The following is a 14,524-nucleotide window of genomic DNA, read 5'->3' as shown; positions in this document are numbered from 1 at the left end:
TGCCTCACGAACCCCGGCGGGGGTCAGGCGTGGGGGGCGCCCACGAGGATCAGGTCGTCGCGGTGGATGACGGCGCGACCGTGGTCGGCGCCGAACTCGGCCGCCAGATCGTGCGTGGAGCGGCCCAGCAGCCCGGGCAGCTCAGAGCTGTCGTAGTTCACGATCCCGCGGGCGATGACCACGGCGTCCGGACCCAGCACGTCGACGGGGTCGCCCGCCGCGAAGTCGCCCTCGATCCGCACGATCCCGGCGGCGAGCAGCGACGCCCCGCGCTCGACGAGAGCGCGTCGCGCACCGGCGTCCAGGACGAGCCGGCCGCGGGTCTCGCTCGCGTGGGCCAGCCACAGCAGCCGGGTGGCCCGGCGCTTGCCGGTGGGCGTGAAGAGCGTGCCCGCCGACTTGCCCTCGACGGCGTCGAGCGCGCGCGCCGCGGACGTCAGCCGGACGGGGATGCCGGCGGCCGTGGCGATCCGGGCCGCGTCGATCTTCGTGACCATGCCTCCGGTGCCCACCGCCGAGCCGACCCGGGCGACGTCGACGCCGGCGAGGTCGGCGTCGGAGGCGACGACCTCGAGCAGGTGCGAGCCCGGGGCCTCGGGATGACCCGTGTGGAGGCCGTCGACGTCCGACAGCAGGATCAGCTCGTCGGCGTGGACCAGGTGCGCGACGAGCGCCGCGAGCCGGTCGTTGTCGCCGAACCGGATCTCGGAGGTCGCGACCGTGTCGTTCTCGTTGACGACCGGCACGACGCCGAGCTCGAGCAGCTTCGCGAACGTCTGGTACGCGTTGCGGTAGTGGCCGCGACGACTCACGTCATCGACCGTGAGCAGCACCTGCCCGACGACGAGACCGGCCGCGGCGAACGCCTCGGAGTAGTGGGCGATCAGCGCGCGCTGGCCGACCGCGGCGGCCGCCTGCTGGGTCGGCAGGTCGCGGGGACGCGACGGTAGGCCCAGCGGGCCGAGACCCGCGGCGATCGCACCGGAGCTGACGAGCACAACCTCGTCGCCGCGCGCCCGCACCGCGACGATCGCGTCGACGACCGTGCCGATCCGGTCGGGGTCGAGATGGCCGTCGGCCGTGGTCAGCGAGGAGGAGCCGACCTTGACGACGACCCGGCTCACCGCTGGTCTCCCGCGTCGTCCTCGTCGAAGACGCCCTCGTCACCGCCGGTGTACAGCTCGTCGACCGACCACGCGTCGGAGAAGTCCTCCACGAGGTGCTCGGTGCCTTCCGGCGGCAGGAACGGCTCGGGCACGCGGCCCTCGGCGCGCGCGGCGGCCGCGTCGAGCTCCCACGCCCGGCGGGCGGCGAGCAGCTGGCGCCGCTCCTTGTTCGTGCGGCGCGTGCTCTGGTCGATGCGCAGGTCCTCGCCACGACGGCCGAGTGCCTCCGCACCGGCCGTGATGGTGGGGTCGAAGTCGAACACGACGGCGTCGTTGGGGTCGCCGATGACGACGTCGTCGCCAGCCTCGGCACCCAGCTTGAGCAGTTCGTCCTCGACGCCGAGCCGGTTGAGGCGGTCGGCGAGGAAGCCGACGGCCTCGTCGTTGCTGAAGTCGGTCTGGCGCACCCAACGGGCGGGCTTCTCGCCGCGCACGTGCCACTTGCCGTCGAGGTGCGTGATCGCGAACTCGCGACCGACGCCGGCGGGCGCCGGCGGGCGCAGGACGATCCGGGTCGCCTCACGCGCGGGCTCGGCGGCCCGGCGGGCCGCGACGATCTCGGCCATCGCGAAGGACAGCTCGCGCAGGCCGACGTGGCTCGCGGCCGAGACCTCGAACACGCGCAGGCCGCGGTCCTCGAGCTCGGGGATCACGAACTCGGCGATCTGCGCGGCGTCGGGGACGTCGGTCTTGTTGAGGGCGACGAGCCGGGGCCGGTCGGCGAAGTCGGTGCCGGTCAGCTCGCCGTAGCGCGCCAGCTCGGTCTCGATGATGTCGAGGTCGGTGATCGGGTCGCGTCCGGGCTCGACCGTGGCGCAGTCGATCACGTGGACGAGCGCGGCACAGCGCTCGACGTGGCGCAGGAAGTCGTGACCCAGACCGCGGCCCTCGCTCGCGCCCTCGATGAGGCCGGGCACGTCGGCGACCGTGAACGTCGTGGACCCGGCCGTGACGACGCCCAGGTTGGGCACGAGCGTCGTGAACGGGTAGTCGGCGATCTTGGGCCGGGCGCGCGACAGCGACGCGATGAGGCTGGACTTGCCCGCGGACGGGAAGCCGATCAGACCGATGTCCGCGACGACCTTGAGCTCGAGCGTGACGGTGCGCTCCTCGCCCGGCTCACCCTTGAGCGCGAACCCGGGGGCCTTGCGCTTGCTCGACGCGAGCGCGGCGTTGCCGAGGCCACCGCGGCCACCGGCCGCGATCACGAGCTCGGTGCCGGCACCGACCAGGTCGGCCAGCACCTCGCCGTCCTCATCGCGCACGACCGTGCCGTCGGGCACCTTCAGCAGGAGGTCCTCGCCGTTGCCGCCGTTGCGGTTCGAGCCCGCACCGGGCGCGCCGCTCGTCGCCTTGCGGTGCGGCTCGTGGTGGTAGTCGATGAGCGTCGTGACGTCCGGCGTGACCCGCAGGATCACGTCACCGCCGTGACCGCCGTTGCCGCCGTCGGGGCCACCGAGCGGCTTGAACTTCTCGCGGTGCACCGAGGCGACACCGTGGCCGCCGTTGCCGCCCGTGACGTGCAACGTCACCTGGTCGACGAACGTGGGGATCGCCATCACTGCCTCCGTTGAGAAAAGGAACCCTGCCGAAAAAGAGAAGGGGCAGCCCGCATCAGCGGACCGCCCCTCTCAGGAAGATCTACTCGTCACTGCTCCGCCGGAACGATGTTCACGACGCGGCGACCACGACGGGTGCCGAACTCGACCGCACCCGCGGAGAGCGCGAACAGGGTGTCGTCGCCACCGCGACCGACGTTCGTGCCCGGGTGGAAGTGCGTGCCACGCTGGCGGACGATGATCTCGCCGGCGTTGACCTGCTGACCGCCGAAGCGCTTCACGCCGAGGCGCTGGGAATTGGAGTCGCGGCCGTTCTTGGTGGAGGCTGCGCCCTTCTTGTGTGCCATGTCTGCGTGCCCTTACTTCGAGATTCCGGTGATCTTGACCTGGGTGTACTTCTGGCGGTGACCCTGGCGCTTCTTGTAGCCGGTCTTGTTCTTGTACTTCTGGATGATGATCTTCGGGCCCTTGGCGGGGCCGACGACCTCGGCGTCGACCTTGACCTTGGACGCGTCGGCACCGGCGGTGACGTCGTCGCCATCGACCAGCATCACGGCGGCGAGCTGGACGGTGTCGCCCTCGGCCGCCTGGAGCTGGTCGATCGAGATGACGTCGCCGACCGCGACCTTGGCCTGGCCGCTGCCATTGCGCACGATTGCGTACACCACGGGATTCCTCACTTCGAGCTGTGTTGCGTCAGAGACGGTGTGCTTCAGAGAATTCGGGGTGCGCGACGGAGGCGCACCGACTGTCCATTCTACTGGGGCGCCCCGCCCTCGGTCAAAACGGGTCCGTCCTCGCCGTCTCCGGCGGGTTCGGGATCGAGCGGGAGCTGCTCGGGAGCCGGCTCCGCAGACACCTGTTCGGCCGCGACCTGCTCGACGGGAGCATCCGAGACGGCGGCCTCGTCGACCGGTCCGGCGTCGGTGTCCGGCTCCTGCGTCAGGGGCTCCTCGACCGGGGACTCCTCGGCCTTCGGCTCCTGCGACTTGGCCTGGCGCTGGCGACCGCCGCCCTTGGTGTTGCCGTCGCCCTTGGCGTTGCCGTTGCCGTCGCCCTTGGCGTTGCCGTTGCCCTCGCCCTTGGCGTTGCCGTCGCCCTTGGCGTTGGCGTTGCCGTTGGCGCTGCCCTCGTTGCCGCCGCGACCACCGGAACGACCGCCACGGCGGCCGCGCCGCGGGCCCTCGTCCTTCTTCGGCTCGACCGGGGCGTCCTCGATCATGACGCCGCGGCCGTGGCACTGCTCGCACTCGTGGCTGAACGACTCGAGCAGGCCCGTGCCGATGCGCTTGCGGGTCATCTGGACCAGGCCGAGCGACGTGACCTCGGCGACCTGGTGGCGCGTGCGGTCGCGCCCGAGGCACTCGACGAGACGACGCATCACGAGGTCGCGGTTGCTCTCGAGCACCATGTCGATGAAGTCGACGACGATGATGCCGCCGAGATCGCGCAGCCGGAGCTGACGGACGATCTCCTCGGCCGCCTCGAGGTTGTTCTTGGTGACGGTCTCCTCGAGGTTGCCGCCCGAGCCGGTGAAGCGACCCGTGTTGACGTCGACGACGACCATCGCCTCGGTGCGGTCGATGACGAGCGAGCCGCCCGACGGCAGGTGGACCTTGCGATCGAGCGCCTTGTGGATCTGCTCGTCGAGGCGGCGCTCGGCGAACACGTCGCCCTCGCCCTCCCAACGGCGCACGCGCTCCCCGAGGTCGGGCGCGACATGGGCGACGTAGCCGGCGACCATGTCCCAGGCCTCGTCGCCCTGCACGACGAGCGACGCGAAGTCCTCGTTGAACAGGTCGCGGATGACCTTGATCATCAGGTCCGGCTCGGCGTACAGCAGCTGCGGGGACTTGCCGTCGGCGACCTTGCGCTCGATGTCCTCCCAGCGCGCGGTCAGCGCCGTGATGTCGCGCTGCAGCTGGTCCTCGGTGGCACCCTCGGCGGCCGTGCGGACGATGACGCCCGCGCTCTCGGGCAGGGCCTCCTTGAGCAGGCCCTTGAGCCGCGCGCGCTCGTTCTCGGGCAGCTTGCGGCTGATGCCGTTGCTGCCGCCGCCGGGCACGTAGACCAGGAAGCGACCGGGCAGGCTGACCTGGCTCGTGAGCCGGGCGCCTTTCTGGCCGATCGGGTCCTTCGTGACCTGCACGAGCACCGTCTGGCCGGGCTGCAGCGCGTCCTCGATCTTGCGCTGCTTGCCGTTCTGGATGTTGGACCAGTCGACCTCGCCGGCGTAGATGACGGCGTTGCGGCCCGCGCCGATGTCGACGAACGCCGCCTCCATGCTGGGCAGCACGTTCTGCACCTTGCCGAGGTAGACGTTGCCGATGAGCGACGTCTGCGACTCGCGGGCGACGTAGTGCTCGACGAGGACATTGTCCTCGAGCACGGCGATCTGGGTGTAGTCGTCGCGCTGGCGCACGACCATCTCGCGCTCGACGGCCTCACGGCGGGCGAGGAACTCGGCCTCGCTCACGATGGGGGCGCGGCGACGGCCGGCCTCGCGGCCCTCGCGGCGGCGCTGCTTCTTGGCCTCGAGGCGGGTCGAGCCGGTGACGCCGGTGATCTCGTCCTCGGCCGTGCGGCCCTCGCGCACCTTGACCACGGTGTTCTCGGGGTCGTCCGACGAGGACTCGGCGCCCTCGCCAGCGCGGGCCCGACGGCGGCGGCGGCGCGTCGTGGTGGAGCCGGACGAGCCCTGCTCCTCGTCGCCCTGACCGTCGGAGTCGGAGTCGCCCGATCCCGCGTCGTCGGAGTCGTCGGAACCGTCGTCGGAGGAGTCCTGGTCGTTCTTGCGGCGACGGCGACCGCCGCGGCGGCGGCGGCGCTTGGGCTCAGAGCCCTCGCCACCCTCGTCGTCACCGTCGTCGTCGGAGCCCTCGGCGCTGTCCTCGTCGTCCTCGACCGGCTTCGCGGGCCTGGACCGCGGCGGCGCCAGCTCGGCGGGCGGGGCCTGGAACATCGCGCCGACGGGCGGCAGGGTCGGCGTGAGCTCGGCCGTCTGGGCGAGCACGGCCTCCTCCTCCTCCTCGTCGTCCTCGTCCTCGATCTCCTCGACCGGCGTCTCGACCGGAGCGGAGAAGATCGCCGCGACGGCGGCAGGAGGGCCGGCGGGGCGACCCGCGGCACGGCGGCGCGTGCGGGTCGTGGTCACCTTCGGCTCGTCAGGAGTCTCGGTCGACTCCTCGGGCGACGCCTCGGGGGCCTCGGTCGACGCCTCGGCCGGCTGCGGATCGGGAGACGGTGACGCCTCGTCCTCGGCTCCGGTGGACTCGTCGTTCACGTCGTTCTGATCGAGCATGTGCGCTCCTCCGCCCGGCGATGGCGCAGCCGAACACCGGGCTGGTCAGCGGTCCCGTGGGACCTCAAGTCTGTCTTCGACGGCGCCTCGGCCTGTCACACGGCTATTCCGCCCGGCCCGCCGCGGTCGGCACCCGTCAGGGTGCGTCGCGGTCGGGGGCGAGTGGATCGCCGACCGTACCTTCCTGCACATCCAGCGGCCCTTGATGCGAGCGGGTCGCCAGAGGCGCCTTCTCGATCGGCAGGCCGCACAAGGTGCGCAGTCCGGTGATCACGTCGTCCGGTCGTACCGACGGGATGTCATGGCGTACGACCACGTCCAGTATCGCACACCCCGATTCGGACGACGGTTCTTCGACGAGAAGACGAATGACGGCCGACCGGCAGTCGAACGTCCGCAGGCCCCGTTTCGTCATGCGCTCGACGAGCGCCTCGTCGAGAGCCAGGAACGTCTCGACGGCGCTCTCCGCCGCCTCACGGGGCACGTCCGGCAGCTCGATCCGCCACCGGCTCGCCTGCAGCAGGTCGGCGAGCGCTCCCCCGGGCGAGACGACGACGTCGACGACGTCGAGGCCCTCCGGCAGCGCCGTGTCGAGGGCGGCGCGGACATCGCCGGGCTCCATGGGCCGGGTCAGGCCGATCTCGAGGTACTCGGCCTCGCTCGCCGCGCCGGTCGGCGACGCGCCGGCGTAGGAGATCTTCGGGTGCGGCGTGTAGCCCGACGAGTACCCGATCGGCAGGCCCGCGCGCCGGATCGCGCGCTCGAACGCCCGACCGAAGTCGCGGTGGCTCGTGAAGCGCATCCGGCCGCGCTTGGCGTAGCGGATGCGCAGCCGCTGCACGATCGGCAGCTGCGGGTTCGGGGCCTCCGGGTTCGGGGTCCCCTCCAGCGTCGTGCTCATGTCACACCACCGAGAGGGGAAGGAGCTTCTGACCCGTGGGGCCGATCTGGATCTCGAGATCCATCTCGGGGCACACGCCGCAGTCGAAGCACGGCGTCCAGCGGCAGTCCTCGACCTCGAGGGCGCCCTCGGGGTCGATCGCGTCCTGCCAGTCCTCCCACAGCCACTCGCGGTCGAGACCGGAGTCGAGGTGGTCCCACGGCAGGACCTCGTCGTGATCGCGCTCGCGCGTCGTGAACCAGTCGAGGTCGACGCCCTGCGGCGCGAGCACCTCGGCCGCCTTGGACTCCCAGCGCTCGTAGCTGAAGTGCTCGCTCCAGCCGTCGAAGCGGCCTCCGTCGCGCCACACGGCCTCGATGACGCCGCCGACGCGCCGGTCACCGCGCGACAGCAGTCCCTCGACGATGCCGGGCTTGCCGTCGTGGTACCGGAAGCCGATCGCGCGGCCGTACCGCTTGTCGGACTGGACCGAGGCGCGCAGCTGGCGCAGCCGCTCGTCGGTCGTCTCGTGGTCGAGCTGCGAGGCCCACTGGAACGGCGTGTGCGGCTTGGGCACGAAACCGCCGATCGAGACGGTGCACCGGATGTCGCGCCGGCCGGAGACCTCGCGGCCCGTGTCGATGACGCGCTTGGCCAGCTCGCCGATCTGCAGGACGTCCTCGTCGGTCTCGGTCGGCAGTCCGCACATGAAGTAGAGCTTGACCTGGCGCCAGCCGTGCGAGAACGCCGCAGCGACGGTGCGGATCAGGTCCTCCTCGCTGACCATCTTGTTGATGACCTTGCGCATGCGGTCGCTGCCGCCCTCGGGCGCGAAGGTCAGGCCGGACCGGCGTCCGTTGCGGCTGAACTCGTTGGCGAGCGTGATGTTGAACGCGTCGACGCGGGTCGACGGCAGCGACAGCGACGTGTTCGTGCCCTCGTAGCGATCGCCGAGCTGCTTGGCGATCTCGCCGATCTCGGAGTGGTCGGCGCTCGACAGGCTCAGCAGGCCGACCTCGTCGAGGCCCGACATCTTCAGACCGTTGTCGACCATCTGGCCGATCGTCTGGATCGACCGCTCGCGCACGGGGCGCGTGATCATGCCGGCCTGACAGAAGCGGCAGCCGCGCGTGCAGCCGCGGAAGATCTCGACGCTGTAGCGCTCGTGGACGGTCTCGGCGAGCGGCACGAGCGGCTTCTTCGGGTACGGCCAGGCGTCGAGGTCCATGAGCGTGTGCTTCGCGACGCGCGTCGGCACGCCGGGCCGGTTCGGCCCGATGGCGGCGATCTGCCCCGCGGCGTCGTAGGAGACGTCGTAGAACTTCGGCACGTACACGCCACCGGAGGCGGCGAGCCGCGCGAGCACCTCGTCGCGCCCGCCCGGACGCCCCTCGGCCTTCCACTCGCGCACGACCTCGCTGATCGCCAGGACGACCTCCTCGCCGTCGCCCATCACGGCGGCGTCGACGAAGTCGGCGATCGGCTCGGGGTTGAAGGCGCTGTGGCCGCCGGCGAGGACGATCGGGTGGGAGTCGTCACGGTCGACGGCGTGCAGCGGGATGCCGGCCAGGTCGAGCGCCGTGAGCAGGTTCGTGTAGCCGAGCTCGGTCGAGAAGCTGACGCCGAGCAGGTCGAAGGCGCCCACCGGACGATGGCTGTCGACCGTGAACTGCGCGATGCCGTGCTCGCGCATCACGGCCTCCATGTCGGCCATCACCGCGTACGTGCGCTCGGCGAGCAGGCCCTCGCGCTCGTTGAGCACCTCGTACAGGATCTGGACGCCCTGGTTCGGCAGCCCCACCTCGTACGCATCGGGGTACATGAGCGCCCAGCGGACGTCGGCCTCGTCCCAGTCCTTGACGGTCGAGTTCAACTCGCCGCCGATGTACTGGATCGGCTTGGCGACGCCGGACAGCAGCGGTTCCAGACGGGCGTACAGGGAGTCGACGGGCATGACTCCAAGGATAGGCGAGGACGTCAGACCGACGTTCCGGCGACGAGGGTCACGCTCGCCTTCGGCCGACGAACCCGAACCACGCGGCGGCCACGATCGCGGCACCGACCACGACGTCGAGGATCCAGTGGTTCCCCGTTCCGACCACGACGAGCATCGTCAGCACCGCGTAGAGGGCGCCCACGACCCGCACGACCCGGCTCCGCGCGAAGGCGCCGATCGCGAGGGCGCACCACACCGCCCACCCGACGTGCATCGAGGGCATGGCCGCGAACTGGTTCGTCAGCCCGCCGAGCCCCTTCGGCGCCGAGGCGCTCGCCCCCCACCAGCCGCTGTCGGACGTGAGCGAGAGGACGTCGGGGTATCCGCCGTACAGCCGCGGAGGCATCGCGGGGAACAGCACGAACACCAGCAGCGCGACGAGGGACGCGGCCACGAGCGCCCGCCGCGCCGTGACGTAGTCGGTCGGCCGCCGCCACCACAGCCAGCCGAGCACGAGCGGGGTGATCAGGTAGTGCGCCGTCGCGTAGTAGTAGCTCGCCGCGACCGCGAGGTGCGGGTGACCGGCCACGAAGTCGACCGGTCCGTGCTCGACGTCGAGGTGCAGCATCCGCTCGATGTTGAGCAGCCACGTCGCGTGGGCGTAGGCCGGGCCGACGTCGTTGGAGGCGAGGGTGCGCGCGAACGAGTACGCGACGTACAGCACCACGAGCAGCACGCACTCGCGCGCACCCGACCGCAACCGGTCGACGCGCGAGATCCTCTGCGAGCGCTGTCCCGCCGTGGATGGGAGCGGAACCTCGGGCGAGGCCATCGACGTCAGGCGGGGGCCGGCTCGGGTGTCGTCATCTGCCCAGTGTGCGCCGATTCGCCGTCAAATGCTCCCAGTGGAGCGAATGGACCGGATCAGTGCGCGGCGTCGTACAGCGCCACGAGGTCCGCGCGGATGCGTCCGCGGTCGGCGACATCGTGGCCCTCGGCGCGCAGCCACTCCCGGATCTCGGCGAGCTCCTCGGCTCCGCGGCGGGCGGACGAAGGCCGTGGCCGGGCCGCGCCGACGCCTCGGCCGACCGAGCGACCGGCCGCCACGTAGGGCGCCAACGCCGCGTACAGCTCGTCGGTCTCGGCGTTCGTCAGGTCGATCTCGTAGGTCGCGCCCTCGAGGGCGAACCGGACCGTTCGGCCGGCTCCTTCGACGATCTCCTCACCGGAGAGGTCGGACACCACGCGGACGATCGTTTCCTTGGCCATATCGAGATCGTAGGCCCGCGCGAGCGAAGCGGCCCGCTACTTCTTGACGGTGAGTGTCAGGACCGCGCCGGTCGACGGCTCGAGCGTCGCCGTGCCGCCGTACGTGACGGTGAGCCGGTGCGTGCCGGCGGCGAACACCGGCAGCGTGAGCCTGACCGTGCCTGCGGCGGTCACCGTGCCGGTCGCGAGTCGCTTGGTCCCCTCGAGGACCGTGACCGTCCCCGCGGGCGCCACGGCACCCGTCGAGGTGCGCACCGTCACCGCGACCGTCGCCTTCGTCGTCGTCCTGATGGAGGCGGCCGAGAGCGTCGACGTGACGCTCGTGGGCTGTTGCACGACGAGCGTCGTCGCGGCGCCCGTCGAGGCCGTCTGATAGGTCGATCCGCCGTACTGGACCGACACCTGGCGACTGCCGGGCGCGAGCACGGGCAGCGGGATCGTCACGGTTCCCTTGCTCGCCGGAGTCAGCGATGCCGTTCCCACCTCGATCCCGTCGACGAGCGCCCGGACCTCACCGGCCGTCGGGGCCACGCCGCGCGCGGTGGCGACGGTCGCCGTCACGGACGTGGCCTCGCGCGACGTCACGGTCGGCTTCGCGAGCATCCCGACGACGGTGGTCGGCTCGACGACGATGACCGCCTTCGCCGGAGACGTGGACCGCTTGACCGTCGGGCAGCCCCAGTACCTCGCGGTGACGGAGTGACGTCCCGCGGTCATCGCCGGGAGCGCGACCGTCACCTGGCCCCGGTGGGCCTTCTTGAGCACGGGTGCCGCGACGCGCACGCCGTCGACGTAGACCGACACGGCATTGGTCATCACGCGGCCGTCCAGGGCCTTCACCGCCACGGCGACCTTGGTCCGGGCACCTGCGGCGATCGTGGTCGCCGCCGGCGTCACGGTCGTCGTCGAGGCGATCGTCTTCGGCGGCTTGGTGACGACGACCTTGGCCGAGCCGCTCGTGGAGGGGCGCACCGTGGCACTGCCGTCGAACGCGGCGGAGATCCACTGCGTGCCGCGCTTCATCTTCGGGATCGTGACCTTCGCGGTCCCGTTCGCGGCGGCCGTCAGGGACGTCGTCGCGACCGTGGTCCCGCCACGGCGCACGCGCAGGACGCCGATCGCCGGCTTGCCGTCACCGGTGGCCACGGTGACCGCGACGGTGGCCTTCATCGAGGAACTCACCTTCGCCGGCGCGGTGACCTTCACGGTGGACTCGACCGTGGGCTTCTGGGGATCGACCGACGTCGAGACGTCCTTGAAGTGGATGAAGCGCTCGGGGTACCACGAGTCGGTCGAGAGCACCTTGTAGCGCCGGTAGACCTTCGACGTGTAGCTGTCCTCGGAGAGGATCAGGTAGTTCGCGCCGACCTCCTCGACGTAGGCGACGTGGCTCGCGGCCTTCGACCACTGCGCGATCGCGCCGACCGCGGGCCGCTGGTCGACCGGGTAGCCGAGCTTCTCGGCGTTCTTCGCCCAGTCGCGGGCGTTGCCCAGCAGGATCCTCGGCTCGGGCACCCCGGCCTTCTGCATGCGGTAGGCGGCGTAGTTCGTGCAGTTGTGGCCGCCGTACATGCGCCAGTGCATCTTCGCCATGACGGAGGCGTACCCGGAGGTGTCGCACTTCGCGACCTGCGCGGTCGTCTTTCCGCTGCAGATCAGGGTGAAGGCGTGCGCCGACGTGGTCACGGAGGACAGGCCGGCCATCAGGAGCAGGCACAGAAGTCCCATCAGTCCCAATCGGCGCATGCGCGTCAGCCTAGGGCAGCGACACGCCGATGTGAACCTCAAGCCGAACTTTAAGGTTTTGGTGTGTTAATGACACGCGTGTGATTTGTCAGGTGCGCGCAGCGCTGCCCGGCGGCCCACCCATCGAGCCGTTCGGCATCGCGGGTTGACGGCCGAAGCCGCCCGGAGCGCCGCCCCGCCCACCGGGACCGCCCTGCGAGGTGCTCGAGTCGCCGATCGCGCCGAGGGCCGCCGCCGACCCCACCCCGAGCACGACCGCGGCGATCGCGGCCACGAGAAGCATCCGCGGAGTCAGTTGTCCATCGTTCATGACGGCAGCCTCGCGACCGGGCCTGTGGCCTCCCTGTGCGCACCGCGGGTGACGGCTGGGAGCCCCGCGGCGACGGACTCCCCTGTCTCACAGGAACGGCACAGGCAGGACTCAGGCACCTGGGGAGCGGGAGAGGGACACTGGTGGCCATGAGCGCCACCCCGCCCCTGACCCGCGCCGACGGCACGCCCCTGCGCATCCTCGTCGTCGACGACGAGCCCAACATCGCCGAGCTGCTGCAGATGGCCCTGCGCTACGAGGGCTTCGAGGTGCGCGCCGCGGGAACCGGCCGCAAGGCGGTCTCGGCCGCGCGCGACTTCGCCCCCGACGCGATGATCCTGGACTGGATGCTCCCCGACTACGACGGTCTCGAGGTGCTGGCGAAGGTCCGTGCCTTCTCCCCCGAGGTCCCGGTCATCTTCCTCACCGCGCGCGACGCGGTCGAGGACCGGGTGGCGGGCCTGACGGCCGGCGGCGACGACTACGTCACGAAGCCGTTCAGCCTCGAGGAGGTCGTGGCCAGGCTGCGCGGTCTCCTGCGGCGCGCGGGCGGACGCCGGCAGGCCGAGAGTCCGACCCTCGTCGTCGGCGACCTCGAGCTCGACGAGGACAGTCGCGACGTCGTCCGCGGCGGGGACCCGATCGAGCTGACCGCGACCGAGTTCGAGCTGCTGCGGTACCTCATGCGCAACGAGCGGCGCGTGCTCTCGAAGGCCCAGATCCTCGACCGCGTCTGGGACTACGACTTCGGCGGCAACGACAACATCGTCGAGCTCTACATCTCGTACCTGCGCAAGAAGATCGACGCCGGTCGCTCCCCCATGATCCACACCAAGCGGGGCGCCGGGTACGTCATCAAGGCGGCCGACCCGGCGGCCTCCTGATGCGCCCGCAGACCCTCACGGGGCGGCTCATCGGCGCGACCGTCGCGCTGGTGACCGTCGTGAGCCTGCTCGTCGCGATCACGGCCACCGTGATCATGCGGTCCTCCCTGACCGCCCAGCTGGACGACAACCTGCACAACGCCGTCGAGCGGTCCCAGCGCGTCGAGGGCCCGCGACCCGGCGGATCGACCGGCCTCACGACCCAGTGCGGCGAGCTGCCGACCCTCCCCCCGGGCCAGAACGCCGGCAGCGTCACGGCCGTCTTCGGCGACGCGTGCAGCGTGGGCGTCCAGATCACGGAGGACGGCGAGGTCACCGAGCTGGACGCCGCCGCGCGCCAGGAGCTGGACCAGATCGAGGTCGGCGCCGCCCCGCAGACGGTCGACCTGCCGGACCTCGGCTCCTACCGGGTCGCGGCCACCACGAACAGCTCCGGCGACCGGATCGTTTTCGGCCTGCCGACGAAGGACGTCGACGCCACGATCGCGAGCCTGATCTGGTGGGAGGTCGTGCTGTCGCTCATCGGCATCGCGATCGCCGCGATCGTGGCCCGCGAGATCATCCGTCGCCAGCTGCGCCCCCTGCGCGAGGTCGCCGCGACGGCCCACGAGGTCGCAGCCATGCCGTTGTCCAGCGGCGAGGTCGGCTCGACCCCGCGCGTCCCGGACGAGCTCACCGACCCGAACAACGAGGTCGGTCAGGTGGGCGAGGCGTTCAACCGGATGCTCGGCCACGTCGAGCTGGCACTCAACGCCCGGCACGAGAGCGAGCAGCAGGTCCGCCAGTTCCTCGCGGACGCGTCCCACGAGCTGCGGACGCCGATCACCACGATCAAGGGCTACGCCGAGCTGAGCCGCCGCACGGGGGCCGACCCGGTCGAGTCCCTCGCGAAGGTCGAGTCCGAGGTCGGGCGGGTGTCCGCCCTCGTGGAGGACATGCTGCTGCTGGCCCGGCTCGACTCGGGCCGCCCTCTCGTCCGCGAGGAGGTCGACCTGACGCACCTCGTGGTGGAGGCCGTCGCGGACGCCGGGGTCGTCGACCCGGACCGCCGCTGGCACCTCGACGTGCCCGGCGAGGCCGTCACGACGGTCGGCGACGAGCTGCGCGTGCACCAGGCCGTCACCAACCTTCTGACGAATGCCGGCCGGCACACCCCCGAGGGGACGACCGTGACCGCCCGGGTGCTCACCGATCCGGTGCGCATCGAGGTCCACGACGACGGGCCGGGGATCGCACCCGATCTGCTGCCCGTCATCTGGGAGCGGTTCGTCCGGGGCGACTCGTCCCGGACACGGGCCTCGGGCGGCGCCGGCCTCGGCATGTCCCTCGTCAAGGCGATCATGATCGCCCACGGTGGCACCGCCACGGTCGAGAGCCGCCCCGGCGACACGACGTTCCAGCTGACCTTCGACGCCTGAGCCGCCACACAGTCGGGCCTCAGGAACGACGAAGGCCCGTCACATCACGGCGCAC

General features: G+C 71.3%; 13 protein-coding genes. 2 read left to right on the top strand and 11 right to left on the bottom strand.

Features of this window, described 5'->3' with window-relative positions; translation table 11 throughout:
• Positions 1-23 precede the first annotated feature (23 nt).
• The 11 genes from proB to ACT26F_RS02420 all read right to left on the bottom strand — a co-directional run bounded on the left by proB (position 24) and on the right by ACT26F_RS02420 (position 12,167).
• Positions 24-1,124: a glutamate 5-kinase gene (proB, locus tag ACT26F_RS02470; RefSeq protein WP_471668893.1), complete on the bottom strand. Its 1,101-nt coding sequence runs from the start codon at positions 1,122-1,124 to the stop codon at positions 24-26.
• The gene (obgE, locus tag ACT26F_RS02465) at positions 1,121-2,725 is read right to left on the bottom strand and encodes a GTPase ObgE (RefSeq protein ID WP_471668892.1); all 1,605 of its coding nucleotides are present in this window, start codon (positions 2,723-2,725) and stop codon (positions 1,121-1,123) included. The genes proB and obgE overlap by 4 nt, the downstream gene beginning before the upstream one ends.
• A gap of 89 nt (positions 2,726-2,814) precedes the next feature.
• Positions 2,815-3,072, bottom strand: coding sequence for a 50S ribosomal protein L27 (gene rpmA, locus ACT26F_RS02460; RefSeq protein ID WP_471668891.1), 258 nt, complete (start codon positions 3,070-3,072; stop codon positions 2,815-2,817).
• A gap of 12 nt (positions 3,073-3,084) precedes the next feature.
• The gene (gene rplU / locus ACT26F_RS02455; RefSeq protein WP_471671644.1) at positions 3,085-3,390 is read right to left on the bottom strand and encodes a 50S ribosomal protein L21; all 306 of its coding nucleotides are present in this window, start codon (positions 3,388-3,390) and stop codon (positions 3,085-3,087) included.
• A 92-nt stretch (positions 3,391-3,482) separates the two neighbouring features.
• A complete protein-coding gene (locus tag ACT26F_RS02450; protein WP_471668890.1) occupies positions 3,483-6,026 on the bottom strand; it encodes an Rne/Rng family ribonuclease in 2,544 nt (847 codons plus the stop codon).
• A gap of 136 nt (positions 6,027-6,162) precedes the next feature.
• Positions 6,163-6,927: a TIGR03936 family radical SAM-associated protein gene (locus ACT26F_RS02445; RefSeq protein WP_471668889.1), complete on the bottom strand. Its 765-nt coding sequence runs from the start codon at positions 6,925-6,927 to the stop codon at positions 6,163-6,165.
• Between the two features lies 1 nt (position 6,928).
• Entirely contained in the window at positions 6,929-8,860 is a 1,932-nt protein-coding gene (locus ACT26F_RS02440; protein ID WP_471668888.1) for a TIGR03960 family B12-binding radical SAM protein, read from the bottom strand.
• A 49-nt stretch (positions 8,861-8,909) separates the two neighbouring features.
• Positions 8,910-9,674, bottom strand: a complete 765-nt coding sequence (locus tag ACT26F_RS02435; protein WP_471668887.1) for a phosphatase PAP2 family protein — start codon at positions 9,672-9,674, stop codon at positions 8,910-8,912.
• Between the two features lie 92 nt (positions 9,675-9,766).
• Complete coding sequence (locus ACT26F_RS02430) at positions 9,767-10,111, bottom strand: histone-like nucleoid-structuring protein Lsr2 (RefSeq protein WP_471668886.1); 345 nt, start codon at positions 10,109-10,111, stop codon at positions 9,767-9,769.
• A 36-nt stretch (positions 10,112-10,147) separates the two neighbouring features.
• Positions 10,148-11,857, bottom strand: coding sequence for an Ig-like domain repeat protein (locus ACT26F_RS02425; protein ID WP_471668885.1), 1,710 nt, complete (start codon positions 11,855-11,857; stop codon positions 10,148-10,150).
• 88 nt (positions 11,858-11,945) lie between these two features.
• Positions 11,946-12,167 carry a hypothetical protein gene (locus ACT26F_RS02420; protein WP_471668884.1) on the bottom strand — a complete coding sequence of 74 codons (222 nt, stop codon included), beginning with the start codon at positions 12,165-12,167 and terminating at the stop codon, positions 11,946-11,948.
• 149 nt (positions 12,168-12,316) lie between these two features.
• Here ACT26F_RS02420 and ACT26F_RS02415 point away from each other — a divergent pair, with 149 nt between their 5' ends.
• On the top strand, positions 12,317-13,051 hold the full coding sequence (locus ACT26F_RS02415; protein WP_471668883.1) for a response regulator transcription factor: 735 nt from the start codon (positions 12,317-12,319) through the stop codon (positions 13,049-13,051).
• Positions 13,051-14,469, top strand: coding sequence for a sensor histidine kinase (locus ACT26F_RS02410; RefSeq protein WP_471668882.1), 1,419 nt, complete (start codon positions 13,051-13,053; stop codon positions 14,467-14,469). Before ACT26F_RS02415 ends, ACT26F_RS02410 begins: the two co-directional genes overlap by 1 nt.
• The last annotated feature ends 55 nt before the right edge of the window (positions 14,470-14,524 follow it).

It is taken from the genome of Aeromicrobium sp. SP1, assembly GCF_055663785.1.
Note: the sequence above shows the minus strand (reverse complement) of the source record. Positions and strands in the feature narration are given on the sequence as shown.

Excerpts from the sequence above, each read along its gene's own strand:
- obgE (WP_471668892.1), bottom strand. The coding sequence starts at position 2,725 with ATGGCGATCCCCACGTTCGTCGACCAGGTGACGTTGCACGTCACGGGC.
- rpmA (WP_471668891.1), bottom strand. The coding sequence starts at position 3,072 with ATGGCACACAAGAAGGGCGCAGCCTCCACCAAGAACGGCCGCGACTCC.
- ACT26F_RS02450 (WP_471668890.1), bottom strand. The coding sequence starts at position 6,026 with ATGCTCGATCAGAACGACGTGAACGACGAGTCCACCGGAGCCGAGGAC.
- ACT26F_RS02445 (WP_471668889.1), bottom strand. The coding sequence starts at position 6,927 with ATGAGCACGACGCTGGAGGGGACCCCGAACCCGGAGGCCCCGAACCCG.
- ACT26F_RS02440 (WP_471668888.1), bottom strand. The coding sequence starts at position 8,860 with ATGCCCGTCGACTCCCTGTACGCCCGTCTGGAACCGCTGCTGTCCGGC.
- ACT26F_RS02435 (WP_471668887.1), bottom strand. The coding sequence starts at position 9,674 with ATGGCCTCGCCCGAGGTTCCGCTCCCATCCACGGCGGGACAGCGCTCG.
- ACT26F_RS02430 (WP_471668886.1), bottom strand. The coding sequence starts at position 10,111 with ATGGCCAAGGAAACGATCGTCCGCGTGGTGTCCGACCTCTCCGGTGAG.
- ACT26F_RS02425 (WP_471668885.1), bottom strand. The coding sequence starts at position 11,857 with ATGCGCCGATTGGGACTGATGGGACTTCTGTGCCTGCTCCTGATGGCC.
- ACT26F_RS02420 (WP_471668884.1), bottom strand. The coding sequence starts at position 12,167 with ATGAACGATGGACAACTGACTCCGCGGATGCTTCTCGTGGCCGCGATC.
- ACT26F_RS02415 (WP_471668883.1), top strand. The coding sequence starts at position 12,317 with ATGAGCGCCACCCCGCCCCTGACCCGCGCCGACGGCACGCCCCTGCGC.
- ACT26F_RS02410 (WP_471668882.1), top strand. The coding sequence starts at position 13,051 with ATGCGCCCGCAGACCCTCACGGGGCGGCTCATCGGCGCGACCGTCGCG.